Origin of the sequence: Methylobacterium currus (assembly GCF_003058325.1) — a bacterium.
In the GTDB taxonomy this organism is placed as follows: Bacteria; Pseudomonadota; Alphaproteobacteria; order Rhizobiales; family Beijerinckiaceae; genus Methylobacterium; species Methylobacterium currus.
Map to the genome: position 1 here is coordinate 4,501,327 of NZ_CP028843.1, position 14,122 is coordinate 4,515,448.

The window sequence follows — 14,122 nt, forward strand, 5'->3', positions numbered from 1 at the left end:
ATCAGGTCCTTCCCGTCACGTCCTTCCGGTCACGTCCTTCCAGTCACTTGGCCCGTCACTTGGCCGGCCGGCACCGACAGCACCGGGATGCCGGGACGCACGCGCTGCAGCCCATCGACGATGACGCGCTCGCCGCCCGAGAGCCCCGCCTCGATCACCGCGTCGCCGCCGCTGCCGCCCGACGCGACGCTCACGCGCCGGACCACCGCGCGGCCGTCCTCGACCACGAAGACGTAGACGCCGCCCTGGTCGGCGATGAGCGCGCCCTGCGGCACCACCACCTTCTCCTCCGGCGCTCCGGTCTGGAGCGCGACCTGGACGAGCTGCCCGTCCCGCAGGGCGCTGGCGGGGTTCGGCAGGCTCGCGCGCACCGGCACCGTGTCCGTGGTGCGATCGACGCTGATGTCGACGAAGTTGATGCGCCCGACCTGGTCGTAGGTCGAGCCGTCCTGGAAGCGGATCCGGACGGCGATCCGGCTCCGGTCGGGCTGGGGGCCGCCCTGCCGCATCCGCAGGAACTCGCGCTGGCTCACCGGGAAGGTCACGTACATCGGGTCCTGGCTGACGATGGTCGTCAGCACGCCGCTGTCGGGGCCGACCACGTTGCCCTTCGTCACGCTGGTCCGGCCGATCCGGCCGGAGATGGGGGCGGCGATCTTCGTGTAGCCGAGGTTGATCCGCGCAGTCCGCACGTTGGCGTCGTCGCCCGTCACGGCGCCGCGCGCCTGGTCGAGGGCGGCGCGGGCCTGGTCGCGCGCGACCACCGTGCCGGAATTGCGGTCGAGGAGGTCCTGGGCTCGCTGGAGCTGGATCGCCGCCAGGGTCTCGGCCGCACGGCTGCGCTCCAGCGCGCCCTCGGCCTGCTTCACCGCGGCCTCGAACAGGTCGGGCTCGATGCGGTAGAGGGGCGTGCCCTCCCGCACGACCTCGCCCTCCCGGAACAGGACCGCATCGAGGAAGCCGACGACCCGGGCCCGCACCTCGACGCGGGCCGGCGCCTCGATCCGGCCGACGAAGTCGAGGGGCTTGTCAATGGCGCGGCGCTGCGCGGCGATGGTGCCGACCGTCAGCGCCGCAGGATCGGGCTCGGCGCGGGCGACGGGCGCGGCGGCAAGGGCCAGGGCAATGACGAGGCTGAGACCGAGGAGACCGCGACTCAGAACGACAGCTGGACGTAGAAGGACAGCTGGACGAAGGACATCTGGACCTTGATGCATGATCGCCCTCGCCGCTGGGCCGCCCTCCTGCGGAGGACGGCTGGCCAGTGTGGCAGGTCGCGCCGGACCGGCTTGATCGGAGAGGACAGCCGGGAGCCGACGCGACGGTCGCCCGGACGCCGCGGGGCGGCCGGGCCGATGCCGCGGGACGCAGTCTTGCCGGACGGTCTTCCCGGGTGGTTCTGCCGGACGGTCCCGCGAGATCCTACCGCCGTCCTCGCCCACCGGCGAAGCCGCGGCCTCCGTAATGGCCGACCCGGTGCCCGTAGCCGCCGCGGGCGACGACGGCGCGGCCGCCATATGCACGGCCGCCATACGCGCGGCCGCCATAGACGCGGCCACCGTAAACCCGCCGGCCGTAGACGCCGCCGCGATAGGCGTAGCCGCCCCTGTAGACGCCTGGCGCGCCGTAATAGCCGCCGTAGTTCGGCCGACAATAGCCGTAGACGGTTCGATGGAAGCCCGGGCCGCATCCTTGAGCGGCCTGCGCCGGCGCGGCGCCGAATCCGAGCCATGCCCCGAAGAGGAGCGCCGCCGCCGCGGTCGGGATGAATGTCTTCATGACCGTGCCTCCCTGTCTCGTTCGTTCGGCGAGTTCACCGCGTCCTTACCGACCCGCCCTTGATCAGGATCAAACCTCCGCATCGCCGGCGGCCTTCTCGGGTCAGGCATCGGCGCGACGCGGTCGAGCTATGGACAGATCAGAAGCCCGCGTCGCAGTTGCGCCCAATCGGATGCCGTCATCAGTAACGCGGATGGTGATCACATTTTGATTGTAATATACACTGCATAGAGATAAATTCCCGCGTCGCAGAAATTCAAAAAAATCATGGTGACGTGACGGCCTTGTGCCGCTTGTTGACACGTTTCCATTGACGATCACCGAGGCCGGAGAGCAGCCGGTTCCGGCTCGGAGCAGCATCGATCAAGCCATGGCCGACGACGGTTTGTACGAGATCAGGATCACGACGGGAGAAGCGGGGGCGATCCTGCGCGCCGCGACCGAGCGCGCGGTGGCCGCGAAGGCCGAGACCCTTATCCGCCGGGCGCATTCCCGCGGCGCGGCCATCGGGGTCGCCGTGACCGGCAGCGACGGCCAGGCCGTGCGCCGCCTCGAACTGTACCTCGCGGACGTCGTCTCCGATGTGGAGCGGTCCTGAAGCCCGCGGCGACCATCATCACCGTGCGGACGTTCGATCTTAGCGCTCGGAGCAGCGCCGATAGGCGATGCCGGTCGGATCCTGTTCGCTGTAGTACCGCGTCAACGTTCCATCCTTCGCGGGCGTCATGATGACCCTGACGTCGTTGGAGGCGACGGCGTTCGCGCAGTCGAGGTCGAGATGGTCGCGGCCGTCGACGGTCCGGATCGACCGGACACGGCACGAGGCCATGGGCGTCCTGATGCGTTGGCCGGAGATGATGAAGGCGGGCGCGAAGAGGTCGACCGGCTTGCGAAACGACAGGCCTCGCCCGGCGGCTGAGTACACCTCCGCGCAGTCGCGCCCGGCCAGCACCCAGGCCCCCTGGTAGCCCGAGAGGCCGGCCGGCGCAGCCGGCGCCGCCCCCGCCATGAGCAGGGATCCCATCATTGCTCCCAGGAGCCGCGGTCCCAGAAGCCGCGGTTCCAGGAGCGCGAGGCGCAAGCCGAGACCGGCGGTACGGATCTCGCTCCCACGCCGGAGCCTCGACATCTGCTTGATGCGGCTGGTGAATGCCATCGGCTCTTGGCTCCCTCATCCCATGCGGCGGCTGCGCCTCTGCGCGGATCTGGCTCGCGGGCTCCCGGATCGGCTCGCCGTGACGTCGCCCGCGGCCTGGCGCCTGGGCCCGCCCCGAAGCGGCACGCCCGGGCAAACCGGGAGCCGCCGATTGCGGATGCACACCCATCCTGTGAGAAACCGGGTGGTCTGCGATGCGCCCGTCCTGGCTCTGACGCGACGCACGAGCATTAGATCATCGCGCGATGTTTGACGGCAGGGCGCCCGACGACCTCCTAATACCAGTAGGATCTGCGGTGATACACGCGAGGGTATCCCCACCCGTAGCTGGAGCGCCAATAGACACGCCTGTAGCCGTAGCGGTAACCGGGGTACGAATATGACCTGCGCCAGCCGTACCCCCTCCAGTAAACCCGGCGATAGGGACGGTAATATCCGGGATAGGCATAATAGGCAGGATAGTAGGCCGGGTATCCGTACCAGTATGGGTTGATCGGAGCGGTCGCTGCCGCCGCGAGACCCAGGGCCCCGCCCACGATGGCCCCCGCCGCCAAGGCTCCGCCCCAGGCGGGCCCCCAACCGTACCAATGCGCGGATTGCGTGATCGACTCGCCGGCGATCTGCTCGCTGGACACGACCGGGAGCGGTCCGGCGCCGACCGGCACGACCGCTCCCAGCGCGATGGCGGATCCGAGCGTCCCCGCGACGGCCATTCTTCGCATTTCGAGAAACATCGACAGCCTCCCGGTTCCTGATGTCGTGTCCCGTATTCGTTTTCGGATAATTTCTTCTTCTTATCTTCTATGAGATATGAAAATCAACACACGATGGATATACAATCACGATGATATTTTTATTGATTAATGGCCATGGATTTTTATGACTGAATATCATTTGGATCAGAACACATCTGGCAGGCAGAAGCTTGATCGAACAGGACATTTTCGTGTGCCGGCTCATCGAGCTCCTGAGAGAGCTTGCCGAACCGCTCCGGCTATTCCGAAGGTCTGATCAGGCCGCTCGGCGATGCGCGGCATGCCGGCTCGATCGCCGTGTCCGCGCGCACCAACGGCCGCCCATGGCTGCGTTTCGCAAGCTCCCGCCACATCGGAGGCCGCAGGGTCCGTGTCCCTTCGGATCAAGTCGGGAGCGCGTTTCCAGGCCACCATGCCATGTCCGGGTCGGCCCTCTGCCTCCCGTAACAGGACGGTGTGGCGGTCTCACCCGCACGCGCTGCAATCCCGTTGCTCACAGGCCTCCCGGGTGCCGCCGGAGGTGCAAGGGGGCCTGCGCCGTCCCGGGAGCCGCACAAGGCGGCCGATGAGCCGGGAGCGAGGTGATGATGGAAGACGCAACGCCCGCTTCCGCCCCGTCCGACCAGGCAGGGCCGGACAGCGCCGCGCCCGTCGTGCCGCCGCGGCGCAGATGGAGCTGGGCCGCCGCCGTCGCCGGGGTGCTGCTCGTCGCAGCCGCCGGGTTCGCGCTCGCGCATGTCTGGTCGCCCCACGCCGACCTGCGCATCACCACGGGCCCGCCCGGCAGCGCGGCCTACCGCTTCATCACGGCCTTCGCGTCGGTCTCCAAGGTCCAGCATCCCCGCGTCAACCTGCAGCTCGTGCAGGTGGACGGCCTCGCGGGGAGCGCCAAGGCGCTGGAGGAGCGCCGGACCGATCTCGCCATCCTGCGCAGCGACGCGGCGCCGCCCGCCAATGCCCAGACCATCGTGATCCTGCGCCGGGACGTCGTCGCCTTCGTCCTGCCGCCGCACAGTCCCGTCGACGCGATCGCGAATCTCGCGGGCCGGACGGTCGGCATCCCGTCCGGCCCGCTGCAAGCCGACAATGCCCGGGTCCTCGACATGGTGCTGAGCTACTTCAACGTGCCCGCGAAAGCGGTCGGCCGGATTTTTCTGCCGATCGACGGCCTCGCCGAGGCCGCCAGGCAGAAGACGCTCGCCGCCATCCTGGCGGTCGGCCCGATCGCTCCGGGCGAGGTCGTCGATGTCGTCGCCGCGGTCGCGCGCGCGACCAAGGGGACGCCGAAACTCCTCGCCCTCGACGAGGCGGAGGCCATCGGCAAGCGCTTCCCGGGCTTCGAGTCGATCGACGTGCCCGTCGGGTCGTTCCGGGCGAGACCCGCCACGCCGAGCGACAGCACCACCACGCTCGCGGTCACCTACCGCTTCGCCGCGTCGGAGCTGATGCCGAACGTGGTCGCGGCCGCGATCGCGCGCTCGATCCTGACCACCAAGGCCAAGCTCATGGCCGTCACGCCGCTCGCCGCCCAGATCGAGGCACCCGATCCCGACGACAAGAGCCCGATCCTGCCGCTCCATCCGGGCGTCGCGGCCTATCTGAGCAGCGGCGACGAGAGCTTCTTCGACCAGGCCCAGAAATATGTCTATGTCGGCGGCCTGGTCGTCAGCCTCGCCGGCTCGCTGTTCGCGGCGGCGTCGAGCTACCGGGCCCGGCAACGGTCGGAGCAGGATTGGCGCCCGATCCAGCGGCTGGTCGAGATCGCCGACGAGGCGCCGCGGGCCACGGCGCCCGGCCTGGCGACGCTGGAGGGCGAATTCCGAGCGCTCGTCTCGTGCGTTCTGGGCCGGTCTCCCGGCGGCCTGGACACCGACCGGCTATCGGCCTTCTCGACCGCTCTCGCGCATGCCCGGCACGCCCTGGACGGCCGACGTGCCGCCCTCGGCCCCGATTCCGTCTCCCGGGCCGCGGCACCCCGGGTCCGGTCCGGATGAGACGACGAAGCTCCGCGGTCGATGCCGCGGTCCCGGCCCGGAATCCCGCCCCAGGACAGATCCCGCCCGGGCGCGGCGTCGGCGGAGTGCGCGACGTCCTTCGGACTCTCACGTCGGTGCCGAGGGCGCATCCGGTCCCGGCGCCGCCTCCGCTCGCCGCCCGGCGGGCTTCATGAGGAGCGCGCGCAGCCACGCCCCGCCGGTCGCCCGGTCGATCTCCCGGTAGGTGAAATAGGGGATCAGGGCCACGAACATGACCCAGGCGAAGGAGGCGAGGCCGCGCGGGCCGCCCGCCATCTCCGGAAGGACGGCGCGCGGCGGCTTCCCGTGCCAGGCCCCGACCAGCAGCTCCTCCAGCACGTAGGCGGCCACCAGGACCGCCATGAACAGGAGCGAGCGGTACAGGATCACGTAGGCGAGCGGCCCCTCCTCGAGGCGCCGCCCCACGGTGAGGGCGCCGAGCTTCGCCGCCTCGGCGATCAGCATGAACTTGGCGAGGACGAGGGCATTGATCAGGCCGAGCGCGTAGAAATGATAGCTCGGGAAATGCGGGACGTCCTGGTCGGCCCTCGCGTAGATGTTGACGCTGAAGAGAATCAGGGTGCCGAAGATCACCAGCAGGTAGGCGGCGAAGCTGAGGTAGCGCCCGGCCTCGTGGGCGGCCCGTTGCGCCAGGGAGGGCGGCGGCGCGCCCGCGCCGGAACTGGCCCTGCCTCGCGGATCGAGAGCGGCCTGTCGAGGGGATGCCGCGGGCATGGCTCGTTCTCCGATAGTCCCGTCGCCTCGCGCCTCAGCCGCGTCGCCGGCCCGAGGACCGGCCGGCTGGCTTCCGGATCGCTGGCACCATGATCGAAGGTCCCGCACCGGCCTTGCGGCGCGGGACCTCGCCGGCCGGGCTCAGGCCGCGAGCTTGACCGCGTGCTTGCTCTCGATGGTGCGGCGGATCAGGCGTCCGGTGCGCTCGATGAAGGCCAGCTTGTCCGCCAGGCAGCTTTCCAGCAGGACGCCGACGCCGAAATGCCCGCTCACGTCGGCCATGGCCACCAGGGCGCGGTACTCGGCGATGCGCAGGTGCATCAGGTGGTTGGCCTTGACGAGGATGAACAGGGCCTTGGCCGCGGGCGCCTGGATCTCGGACAGCTCGCGCCGGAAATCTTCGAGGAAGACCTCCTGCAGCCGGCCATTGGCTGAGATCGGCTTCTCGCCGATGAGCTCGAAGCAGCGGTCGAGCGACTTGATGATCTTGTCCTGGATGAAGGCGCGCGACTGAAGCGCTTCCTGGATGGCCGGATCCTGTGCGGCCTGGCTCAGCTCCTCGTAGACCTTCGTCGCCCGCTCGGCATGGTGCCGGGCATCGCTGAGCATCCGCACGAAGAGTTCCCTGGGTGTCTTGACCGGCATGACGACCTCCACAGACGGCCCGGCCTTCTGTTGTCTGCCCGGGCGCCACCTGGAGGCTAGGTCGCTTCACGGGGGCCCGCTTGATCGGAGATGACATCCCTCCTCGCTTGCCGCCTCGCCTGCTTCGACCGGGTCCGCCGAACCCAATCCCGCCTTGCGGTGGATCAAGGCAGGGACCCGCGGCACCCGCAGAGTACATGCGCCGGCCGTCGAGGCCCGGGGCGGAGCCGGTACGGCCCGTCGCGCCTGCCCGGGCCGACACTCGGCGAGACCAGCCGGACGATCCTCGCCTCGATGGCGGTCCCGGTGCCGATGTCCCGCTGACCAGGCGTCCTGGCCGCCTTTGATGCATCTCAACGCGGGCGCATCGCGGCGGTGGCCTCCTTCGGTCCTGCCGGCCGTCCCGAGCCGGCCTCGAACAGGGAGACCGCCATGAACCTCAAATCCCTCCTCGCCTTCGGCGACCGCAGCGACGCGTCCGAGCGTGCCCTGCCGGCCGCGTTCCCGTTCCAGCGCGAGATCGACCGGATGCTGGGCGACGTCTGGTCGGGCAAGGTCCTGTCGGGAATACCCGGCTTCCTCCAGGCCGGACCGTTCCCGCGGATGGACGTGGTCGAGCGGGACGACCATATCGAGGTGACGGCCGAGCTGCCGGGCCTCGAGCGCGGCGACGTGCAGATCGAGCTTGCCGACGACCTGCTCCTCATCCGCGGCGAGAAGCGCCAGGAGAAGGAGGAGACGACCGGCGCCCGAAAGGTGACGGAGCGCAGCTACGGCGCCTTCTCCCGCACGATCGAGCTGCCGCCCGGCACGAAGCCCGAGGAGATCGACGCCCGGATGGACAAGGGCGTCCTGACCCTGAAGCTGCCGAAGCCCAAGACCGCCGCCGTCACCCCGAAGACGATCGAGATCAAGGCGGCGTGAGGCCTGAACCGGCGGCGGCGCTCACGGCACGAGCACCGCCGCCCCCTCGATCCCGGCCCGGTGCGCCGCGACGGCCGCCTCGGCCTCCGCGAGGCGAAAGACGCGGGTCCGGGTGACGATGCCCGCCCGCGGCGCCAGGGCGAAGAACTCCTTCGCGTCCTCCCGCGTCAGATTCGCCACCGAGAGGACCCGCCGCTCGCCCCAGAGCAGCGCGTAGGGAAAGGCCGGGATGTCGCTCATGTGGATCCCGCCGCAGACCACGCTGCCGCCCTTGCGCACCGCGCGAAGCGCCGCCGGGACCAGGGCTCCGTCGGGCGCGAAGATCAGGGCGGCGTCGAGCGAAACTGGTGGTCGGGTCTCCGAATCCCCGGCCCAGGCGGCGCCGAGGTCGCGGGCGAAGCCCTGGGCTTGCCGGTCGCCCGGCCGGGTGAAGGCGTAGACCCTGCGGCCCTGGTGGCGGCAGATCTGGGCGACGATGTGCGCCGCGGCGCCGAAGCCGTAGAGGCCGATCGTCGTCGCCTCTCCCGCCATCCGCAGGGTCCGCCAGCCGATCAGCCCGGCGCAGAGAAGGGGGGCCGTCGCGACCGGGTCGGCCGCCTCGCTCAAGGGAATCGTGAAGGCGGCCTCGGCGCGCACGTGGGTGGCAAAGCCCCCGTCGCGGGTATAACCGGTGAAGCCGGGCGCGTCGCACAGGTTCTCGCGGCCCATCCGGCAATAGGCGCAATGCCCGCAGGTATGGCCGAGCCAGGGCAGGCCGACCCGGGCGCCGACAGCGGGCCCGATCACGCCGGCGCCGGCGGCCTCGACCCGGCCGACGATCTCGTGGCCGGGCACGATCGGCAGGCGCAGGTCGGGCAGGTCCCCGTCGATGACGTGGAGGTCGGTGCGGCACACCGCACAGGCCTCGACCCGGATGCGGACCTCGCCCGGCCCCGGCACCGGATCGGGCCGGGACTCGCGGACCAGCGGCCCCCCGATCCGGTGCAGGACCATCGCGTCCATCGGCTCGACCTCCGGTGGCTGGCTCTCCGATCAGGCCGCCTTGCCGAATCCGGGCACCGCGACGTCGACCACGTCGCGGGAGAGCGTGTCGGCCTCGCGCTGGTAGTCGGTGAGGGTCTTCATCACGAAGTCCGCCTGGAGCTTGAGCGTCTCGGTGGGCGAGCCGCAGCGGCCGAGCGCCGCGACGTGCTCGGCCTGGGCCTGGAGGCGGCGGCTGCCGAAGCTCAGGATCTCGGCGGCGAGCCGAAGGGGCAGGTCGACGCCGAAGCTGCGCCAGAGCTTGGTCTCGGTGGTCAGGAGGGCGGACATGTCGCCGAACCCGGAGGTCCGGGGTGTCTCGGTGCCGGTGGTCCTGGAATGCATGATCGTCTCCTGCTCGCGTCCGGGTTGGTTCCGAGGCCCGTGCGGGTGGACGCATCGCCGCCGCGCGGGGGGCAGGCGGCGCGCACGCCGCCGCCCGCTCCGTCATCCGACGGCGTGGGCGCCGTCCGTCGGAGCATCGACGCAGGACAGGCCGTCGCGGACCATCCGCACGCCGGTCACCGATTCGGCCGCCGCCCGGAGAGCGGCGCGCTGGCGCTCGCCGGTCACTGTCCCGTGCAGGGCGACCTCGCCCTCCGCCACCGTGACGGTGACACGGCCCGCCGGGAGGAATCCCGTCCCGGCGATGGCCGCCTCCACGGCGACGCGGATCTCGGCATCGCTTCGGGACGGTGCCGTGCGGGTTCGCCTCAGGGCCGCGTGCAGGGGGCGCAGGAGATCCGCTCTTGCGACGATACCGGCGAGCCGTCCCTGCTCGACGACCGGCAGGCGCCGGATGCGGTGCCGCGCCATCAGCCCGACGACGTCGGCGAGCGTCGCCTCGGGCGAGACCGTCACGAGCGCGCGGGTCATGACGTCGGAGACGTGACGTCCGTGCTCGCGGGCATAGGTCTCCGCCAGCCGGTCCGGATCGACAACGTACTGGATCCATCCGGGCTGCGGCCTCGCGGTGCCGAGCTCGGGGCGCCTCAGGACGTCGCCCTCCGTCACGATGCCGACGACGGCGCCGGCGCGATCGAGGACGGGCAGGCCGCTGATCCGCCGGTCCAGCATCAGGGCGATCGCCGCCTCGATCGAGGCGTCGGCCTGGACGGAAGCGACCTCGCGGGTCATCACGTCGCGCACGATCATCGCGGCCTCCGGTGGGTTGCGCCGCCCGGGTCCGGACCGGCGTCACCCGGCAGTCTGGACGGGTCGGACAGGCAAGCCTTGATCTGGATCAGGATCCGCCGGCTTCGGAGCCCGATCGGGTCGGCAGCGGGGGGGCGGTGTCACTCGACGAAGGTCCAGCCGGATCTCAGGGCGCGCAGATCCTCCTCGTCGAGCGGTTCGAGATCGGCCGTCGCGACCGGCGGGATCGGCGTCGCTTCGTCGGGGCGCGGCCGCGTCGGTGCGGCCGCGGGCCCGAGCGTCCGCCGGACGGCCTTGCGCCTGCGCGCCGTCCGGGCCGGACTCGTCTTGGGCGGTGGCTGACGGATCATGGCGAGCCTCCGTGATCAATGCGCGAGGAAGAGCGGGACGGGCGCGTCCAGCAGGAGCGAGCGGGTCACGCCGCCGAAGACGAATTCCCGCATGCGGGAATGCCGGTAGGCCCCCATCACGATCAGGTCGGCCTGCACGACGCCCGCATGGGTCCTGAGCGTGTCGGCGATGCTGCCCGCCTGCGGCAGGTCGCTCACCGTGACGGCGACGCCGTGCCGGGCGAGGTGGCGGGCGAACTCGGCCCCCGGCAGCGTCGTGAGCAGGTCCTCCGCATCGCCGACCGACACGATCTCCACCGCCTCCGCCGCGCGCAGGAGCGGCAGGGCCTCGTTGGCGGCACGGGCCGCCTGCAGGCTGCCGTCCCAGGCCACCAGGATCCGCTCTCCGGCGAAGACCGGGTGCCCCCGCGGCACGGCGAGGACCGGACGGCCGCTCGCCAGGAGCGCCGCCTCGATCGTCTCGCGCGAGAGGATCTCGCTGCGCGAGTCGAGGTCGAGGATCGTCAGGTCGTGCAGGCGGGCCTCGGCGGCCAGCCGGTGCACCACCTCGGGATAGGGCAGGCGGGGCGCCTCCCAGGTGCAGACCAGGCCGGCCTGCGCCGCCGCGCCGGCCGCGTTCCCGGCGAAGGCGCGGGCCAGGGCGTCGAGCCGGCGGTCGACGATCCCGATGCCCGGATCGGTCGTGCCCTGAAGCCAGGCATCGCTGCCGATCAGGCACCACGAGGACGACAGGATCGTCACATGGGCGCCGGCGGCCTCCGCCAGCGACAGCCCGTACCCGATCGCCGGGGAGACCGGATCGTGTTCGTCCTCCACGATGGTGCCGATGAGGACGTCGCGCAGGGCGGCGAGCGGGGCGGGAGCGTGCATCGACATGGATCGTCTCCGGACCGGTCTTGACGCCATGATGTGCCCCGGGGGGAGGAGCTGGCCTTGATCCAGCTCAAGCCCCGATGCCCGATCCGCACGCGGCCTCCGGCGATTCCTTGATCGCGACTCGGCCATCGTCATTTGATGATCGTCACTCGGCGATCATGGCGCGGGGCTCGGCCCGGTACGCATCAGCCTGCCGCAGGGCCCGCCCCCGGTCGCGGGTCGCCGCCGATCCGGTGCCCGGCATGATCTCGAAGCGCGGATCGAACGCGACCATCGTGGTGGCGAGCTGCGCCAGGATCCCGACATCGCCCTGGACCGTCGCGGTCCCGTCGGCGATCTGCGCCTCCAGGGTCCTGGCGCCGGTCATCGTCTGCTCGAGATCCGCCCGGGCGATGGTCAGGGTCAGGTCGGGCGTCTCGGCCTGGAATCCCGCGATGTTGGTCAGCGTCGCATTCTCCATCTCGATCACGAACCGCTCGCCGTTATCCGGCGTGACGAGGTTGATGGTGAAGCGCAGGCCCTCCGCCCTGCGGCTGTCCATGCGGATGCCGAGGAAGTTCAGGAACAGCTCGGTCGTCATCGCCCGCACGACGTCGGGGCTGCTCGACCGCGCCGTCTCGCCCTCGGGGATGCCGGAGCGCAGCTCGTAGGCCCCGGAGAGGAAGCTGTTGCGCAGGCCGGGATTCTCCTGCTGGTAGCCGATCTGCTCGAAGATGTCGGCGAGCAGCGCCTTGGCTTCCCGGTTCTGCGGCTCGGCCTGGACCAGCGTGTTCACGATCTCCTGGGCCAGCCGGTACTTTCCCTCGTCGTGCAGGCGCCGGCCCCGGGCGAGGATCGCCTGCGATCCGCCCATCATCTCGACGTAGAGGGGGGCGCTCTCGGAGGCCGGCAGCGGGATGAGCGTCGCCGGGTTGCAGTCCCAGAAGCCGAGATAGCGCTGGATGACGCCGCGGCTGTTGTGCTCCGGCGAGCCGTGATAGCCGCGGCAATGCCAGGTCTGCTGCAGGCTCTTCGGCAATTCGTAGACGGTGTGGATCTCGTTGATCGTCACGCCCTGGTTCGCGAGGTGGAGCACCTGGTTGTTCATGTGGGCGTAGAGGTCGCGCTGCGCCCGCAGCACCTCCTGGACCCGCGCGTTGCCCCAGCGCGGCCAGTGATGGGAGGCGAACATCACCTCGGCCTCGCGGCCGAAACGGTAGAGCGCCTCGTTGATGTATTTCGACCAGTTGAGCGGGTCGCGCACCGGCGCGCCCCGCAGCGTGTAGATGTTGTGCAGCGACGCGACGACGTTCTCCGCCATCCAGAGCGCTTTCGCGTCCGGCAGGTAGGTGTTCATCTCGCGGGGCGCTTCGGTGTCCGGCGTGTTCTGGAAGATCATCCGGACGCCGTCGACCTCGAATTCCTCGATGGCTTGCGCGACGTGGCGCGTCGGGGCGATCAGCCCGCTCGCCCCGGCCGAGACGCGCTGGCCCAGCCCCTGCCCGACATAGCCGTGCGGGCCCGACGGCAGGAGCAGCCCGTACTGGTAGAACAGGCGCCGGTTCATGGCGTTGCCGGCATAGACGTTCTCGGCCACGGTGTGGGCCAGGAAGCCGGCGGGCGCGATCACCGGCACGCGGCCGGACCGCACGTCCTCCTCCGCGACGAGGCCGCGCACGCCGCCCCAATGGTCGCCGTGGGTGTGCGAGTAGATCACCGCCGAGACCGGCCGGCCCTCGCCGACATGCTCCTGGAACAGCGCCCAGGCGGCGCGGGCGGTCTCCTGGCTGACGAGCGGATCGAACACGATCCATCCGGTCCGGCCCCGCACGAAGGTGAGATCGGAGAGATCGAAGCCGCGCACCTGGTAGATGCCGGGAATCACCTCGTAGAGCCCGTAATTGTTGTTGAGCCGCGAGATGCGCACCAAGGACGGATGGATGCTGTCGAACGCGTCCTGCTCGTCGAGGAACCGGAACTGCTCCATGTCCCAGGCCAGATGACCGGCATCGGCCGGGATGGTCATGGCGGTCATCGGGGCGATCAGCCCCTTGCGCTGCTCCGCGAAGTCCCGGTCATCCGCGAAGGGGAGGGTGGCTCCCGCCCGGCGCAGCACGTCCCGGGTGAACGCGGAGGCTGGCTTGCCCTGCGGGTGGACGTGATCGGTGAAGGCCGGAGAGGTCCGTTCGTCCCGTGCCCAGGTGGCGCTCTCTCCCCAGACGACGCTGCCGGCGAGGGAGAAGGCGGCCCCTGCGCCCGGAAGCGCCTTGATGAACGCGCGTCTCGTCGACATCGGCCAACTCCGTGACAGGCGGGTTCAGAGGCCCGGATCGCCCGGCGCCGAGCCGCTTCGGCGCCGAGTCCGTCACCGCCAAGCGACCGTGCGTGACGTGACAGCACCAAGTGACCCGGCGCCAGGAACCGCAGCGCCAAGTGACTCGGCGCCAAGTGATTCAGCGCCAGGTGCAGACCCGGCGGCCTCTCCGCCACCAGCACACGCGGCGGCGGCGCCGCCGCGGGACCACGACGACGGCTTGGGCCCTCTGGACGAGCGGATCGTCGTTCGGCCCGCCGACCGGCCCGACGGTCGGGACGGCGGCGGCTGCCGGTCTCGTCGCGAGTTCCGTCGCGAGGACCAGGCCGGCAGCTGCCAGGGCGGCGGACGAGAAGCCCGCGAGGACGGCACGACGCGACGGGGATTCGCAAGTCATCGGGTCCATGGCCTTCACTCCC

At 70.7% G+C, this 14,122-nt stretch carries 15 protein-coding genes; 3 read left to right on the plus strand and 12 right to left on the minus strand.

All coding sequences use genetic code 11. From position 1 onward, the window contains the following. Nucleotides 1-29: 29 nt before the first annotated feature. Together DA075_RS20900 and DA075_RS20905 are read right to left on the minus strand one after the other, a co-directional pair. Nucleotides 30-1,217, minus strand: coding sequence for an efflux RND transporter periplasmic adaptor subunit (locus tag DA075_RS20900; RefSeq protein ID WP_099954855.1), 1,188 nt, complete (start codon nt 1,215-1,217; stop codon nt 30-32). A gap of 205 nt (nt 1,218-1,422) precedes the next feature. Beyond that, entirely contained in the window at nt 1,423-1,779 is a 357-nt protein-coding gene (locus DA075_RS20905) for a GCG_CRPN prefix-to-repeats domain-containing protein (protein ID WP_099954856.1), read from the minus strand. Between the two features lie 310 nt (nt 1,780-2,089). Here DA075_RS20905 and DA075_RS20910 point away from each other — a divergent pair, with 310 nt between their 5' ends. Further along, the gene (locus tag DA075_RS20910; protein ID WP_244936258.1) at nt 2,090-2,377 is read left to right on the plus strand and encodes a hypothetical protein; all 288 of its coding nucleotides are present in this window, start codon (nt 2,090-2,092) and stop codon (nt 2,375-2,377) included. 39 nt (nt 2,378-2,416) lie between these two features. Here the strand turns inward: DA075_RS20910 and DA075_RS20915 are convergent, their stop codons facing one another. Then, nucleotides 2,417-2,803, minus strand: a complete 387-nt coding sequence (locus DA075_RS20915; protein ID WP_338067984.1) for a hypothetical protein — start codon at nt 2,801-2,803, stop codon at nt 2,417-2,419. Nucleotides 2,804-4,274: 1,471 nt separating this feature from the next. On the opposite strand from DA075_RS20915, the gene DA075_RS20920 reads away from it, so the two are divergent. Next, nucleotides 4,275-5,684 (plus strand): TAXI family TRAP transporter solute-binding subunit, encoded by a 1,410-nt coding sequence (locus DA075_RS20920; protein ID WP_244936260.1) that lies wholly within the window; start codon nt 4,275-4,277, stop codon nt 5,682-5,684. Nucleotides 5,685-5,792: 108 nt separating this feature from the next. On the opposite strand, the gene DA075_RS20925 is transcribed toward DA075_RS20920, so the two are convergent. Together DA075_RS20925 and DA075_RS20930 are read right to left on the minus strand one after the other, a co-directional pair. Further along, nucleotides 5,793-6,440 (minus strand): hypothetical protein, encoded by a 648-nt coding sequence (locus DA075_RS20925; protein WP_099954858.1) that lies wholly within the window; start codon nt 6,438-6,440, stop codon nt 5,793-5,795. Nucleotides 6,441-6,581: 141 nt separating this feature from the next. Next, nucleotides 6,582-7,085, minus strand: a complete 504-nt coding sequence (locus DA075_RS20930; RefSeq protein WP_099954859.1) for a DUF892 family protein — start codon at nt 7,083-7,085, stop codon at nt 6,582-6,584. A gap of 432 nt (nt 7,086-7,517) precedes the next feature. Here DA075_RS20930 and DA075_RS20935 point away from each other — a divergent pair, with 432 nt between their 5' ends. After that, the gene (locus DA075_RS20935) at nt 7,518-8,009 is read left to right on the plus strand and encodes an Hsp20/alpha crystallin family protein (protein ID WP_099954860.1); all 492 of its coding nucleotides are present in this window, start codon (nt 7,518-7,520) and stop codon (nt 8,007-8,009) included. Nucleotides 8,010-8,030: 21 nt separating this feature from the next. Here DA075_RS20935 and DA075_RS20940 read toward each other — a convergent pair whose 3' ends face one another. The 7 genes from DA075_RS20940 to DA075_RS20970 all read right to left on the minus strand — a co-directional run bounded on the left by DA075_RS20940 (nt 8,031) and on the right by DA075_RS20970 (nt 14,109). Beyond that, nucleotides 8,031-9,011: a zinc-dependent alcohol dehydrogenase family protein gene (locus DA075_RS20940; protein ID WP_099954861.1), complete on the minus strand. Its 981-nt coding sequence runs from the start codon at nt 9,009-9,011 to the stop codon at nt 8,031-8,033. Nucleotides 9,012-9,041: 30 nt separating this feature from the next. Beyond that, nucleotides 9,042-9,374, minus strand: a complete 333-nt coding sequence (locus DA075_RS20945) for a phasin family protein (RefSeq protein WP_099954862.1) — start codon at nt 9,372-9,374, stop codon at nt 9,042-9,044. A gap of 102 nt (nt 9,375-9,476) precedes the next feature. Further along, nucleotides 9,477-10,184 (minus strand): CBS domain-containing protein, encoded by a 708-nt coding sequence (locus tag DA075_RS20950; protein WP_099954863.1) that lies wholly within the window; start codon nt 10,182-10,184, stop codon nt 9,477-9,479. Nucleotides 10,185-10,324: 140 nt separating this feature from the next. Further along, nucleotides 10,325-10,534 carry a hypothetical protein gene (locus DA075_RS20955; protein ID WP_099954864.1) on the minus strand — a complete coding sequence of 70 codons (210 nt, stop codon included), beginning with the start codon at nt 10,532-10,534 and terminating at the stop codon, nt 10,325-10,327. A gap of 15 nt (nt 10,535-10,549) precedes the next feature. Next, entirely contained in the window at nt 10,550-11,410 is an 861-nt protein-coding gene (locus DA075_RS20960; RefSeq protein WP_099954865.1) for a universal stress protein, read from the minus strand. 145 nt (nt 11,411-11,555) lie between these two features. Continuing rightward, nucleotides 11,556-13,682: an alkyl/aryl-sulfatase gene (locus DA075_RS20965; RefSeq protein ID WP_099954866.1), complete on the minus strand. Its 2,127-nt coding sequence runs from the start codon at nt 13,680-13,682 to the stop codon at nt 11,556-11,558. 160 nt (nt 13,683-13,842) lie between these two features. After that, on the minus strand, nt 13,843-14,109 hold the full coding sequence (locus DA075_RS20970; RefSeq protein ID WP_232387464.1) for a hypothetical protein: 267 nt from the start codon (nt 14,107-14,109) through the stop codon (nt 13,843-13,845). Nucleotides 14,110-14,122 lie beyond the last annotated feature (13 nt).

Coding starts and splice junctions, on each gene's coding strand:
- DA075_RS20900 (WP_099954855.1), bottom strand. CDS start 1,217: ATGCATCAAGGTCCAGATGTCCTTCGTCCAGCTGTCCTTCTACGTCCA.
- DA075_RS20905 (WP_099954856.1), bottom strand. CDS start 1,779: ATGAAGACATTCATCCCGACCGCGGCGGCGGCGCTCCTCTTCGGGGCA.
- DA075_RS20915 (WP_338067984.1), bottom strand. CDS start 2,803: ATGGGATCCCTGCTCATGGCGGGGGCGGCGCCGGCTGCGCCGGCCGGC.
- DA075_RS20920 (WP_244936260.1), top strand. CDS start 4,275: ATGATGGAAGACGCAACGCCCGCTTCCGCCCCGTCCGACCAGGCAGGG.
- DA075_RS20925 (WP_099954858.1), bottom strand. CDS start 6,440: ATGCCCGCGGCATCCCCTCGACAGGCCGCTCTCGATCCGCGAGGCAGG.
- DA075_RS20930 (WP_099954859.1), bottom strand. CDS start 7,085: ATGCCGGTCAAGACACCCAGGGAACTCTTCGTGCGGATGCTCAGCGAT.
- DA075_RS20935 (WP_099954860.1), top strand. CDS start 7,518: ATGAACCTCAAATCCCTCCTCGCCTTCGGCGACCGCAGCGACGCGTCC.
- DA075_RS20940 (WP_099954861.1), bottom strand. CDS start 9,011: ATGGACGCGATGGTCCTGCACCGGATCGGGGGGCCGCTGGTCCGCGAG.
- DA075_RS20945 (WP_099954862.1), bottom strand. CDS start 9,374: ATGCATTCCAGGACCACCGGCACCGAGACACCCCGGACCTCCGGGTTC.
- DA075_RS20950 (WP_099954863.1), bottom strand. CDS start 10,184: ATGATCGTGCGCGACGTGATGACCCGCGAGGTCGCTTCCGTCCAGGCC.
- DA075_RS20955 (WP_099954864.1), bottom strand. CDS start 10,534: ATGATCCGTCAGCCACCGCCCAAGACGAGTCCGGCCCGGACGGCGCGC.
- DA075_RS20960 (WP_099954865.1), bottom strand. CDS start 11,410: ATGTCGATGCACGCTCCCGCCCCGCTCGCCGCCCTGCGCGACGTCCTC.
- DA075_RS20965 (WP_099954866.1), bottom strand. CDS start 13,682: ATGTCGACGAGACGCGCGTTCATCAAGGCGCTTCCGGGCGCAGGGGCC.
- DA075_RS20970 (WP_232387464.1), bottom strand. CDS start 14,109: ATGGACCCGATGACTTGCGAATCCCCGTCGCGTCGTGCCGTCCTCGCG.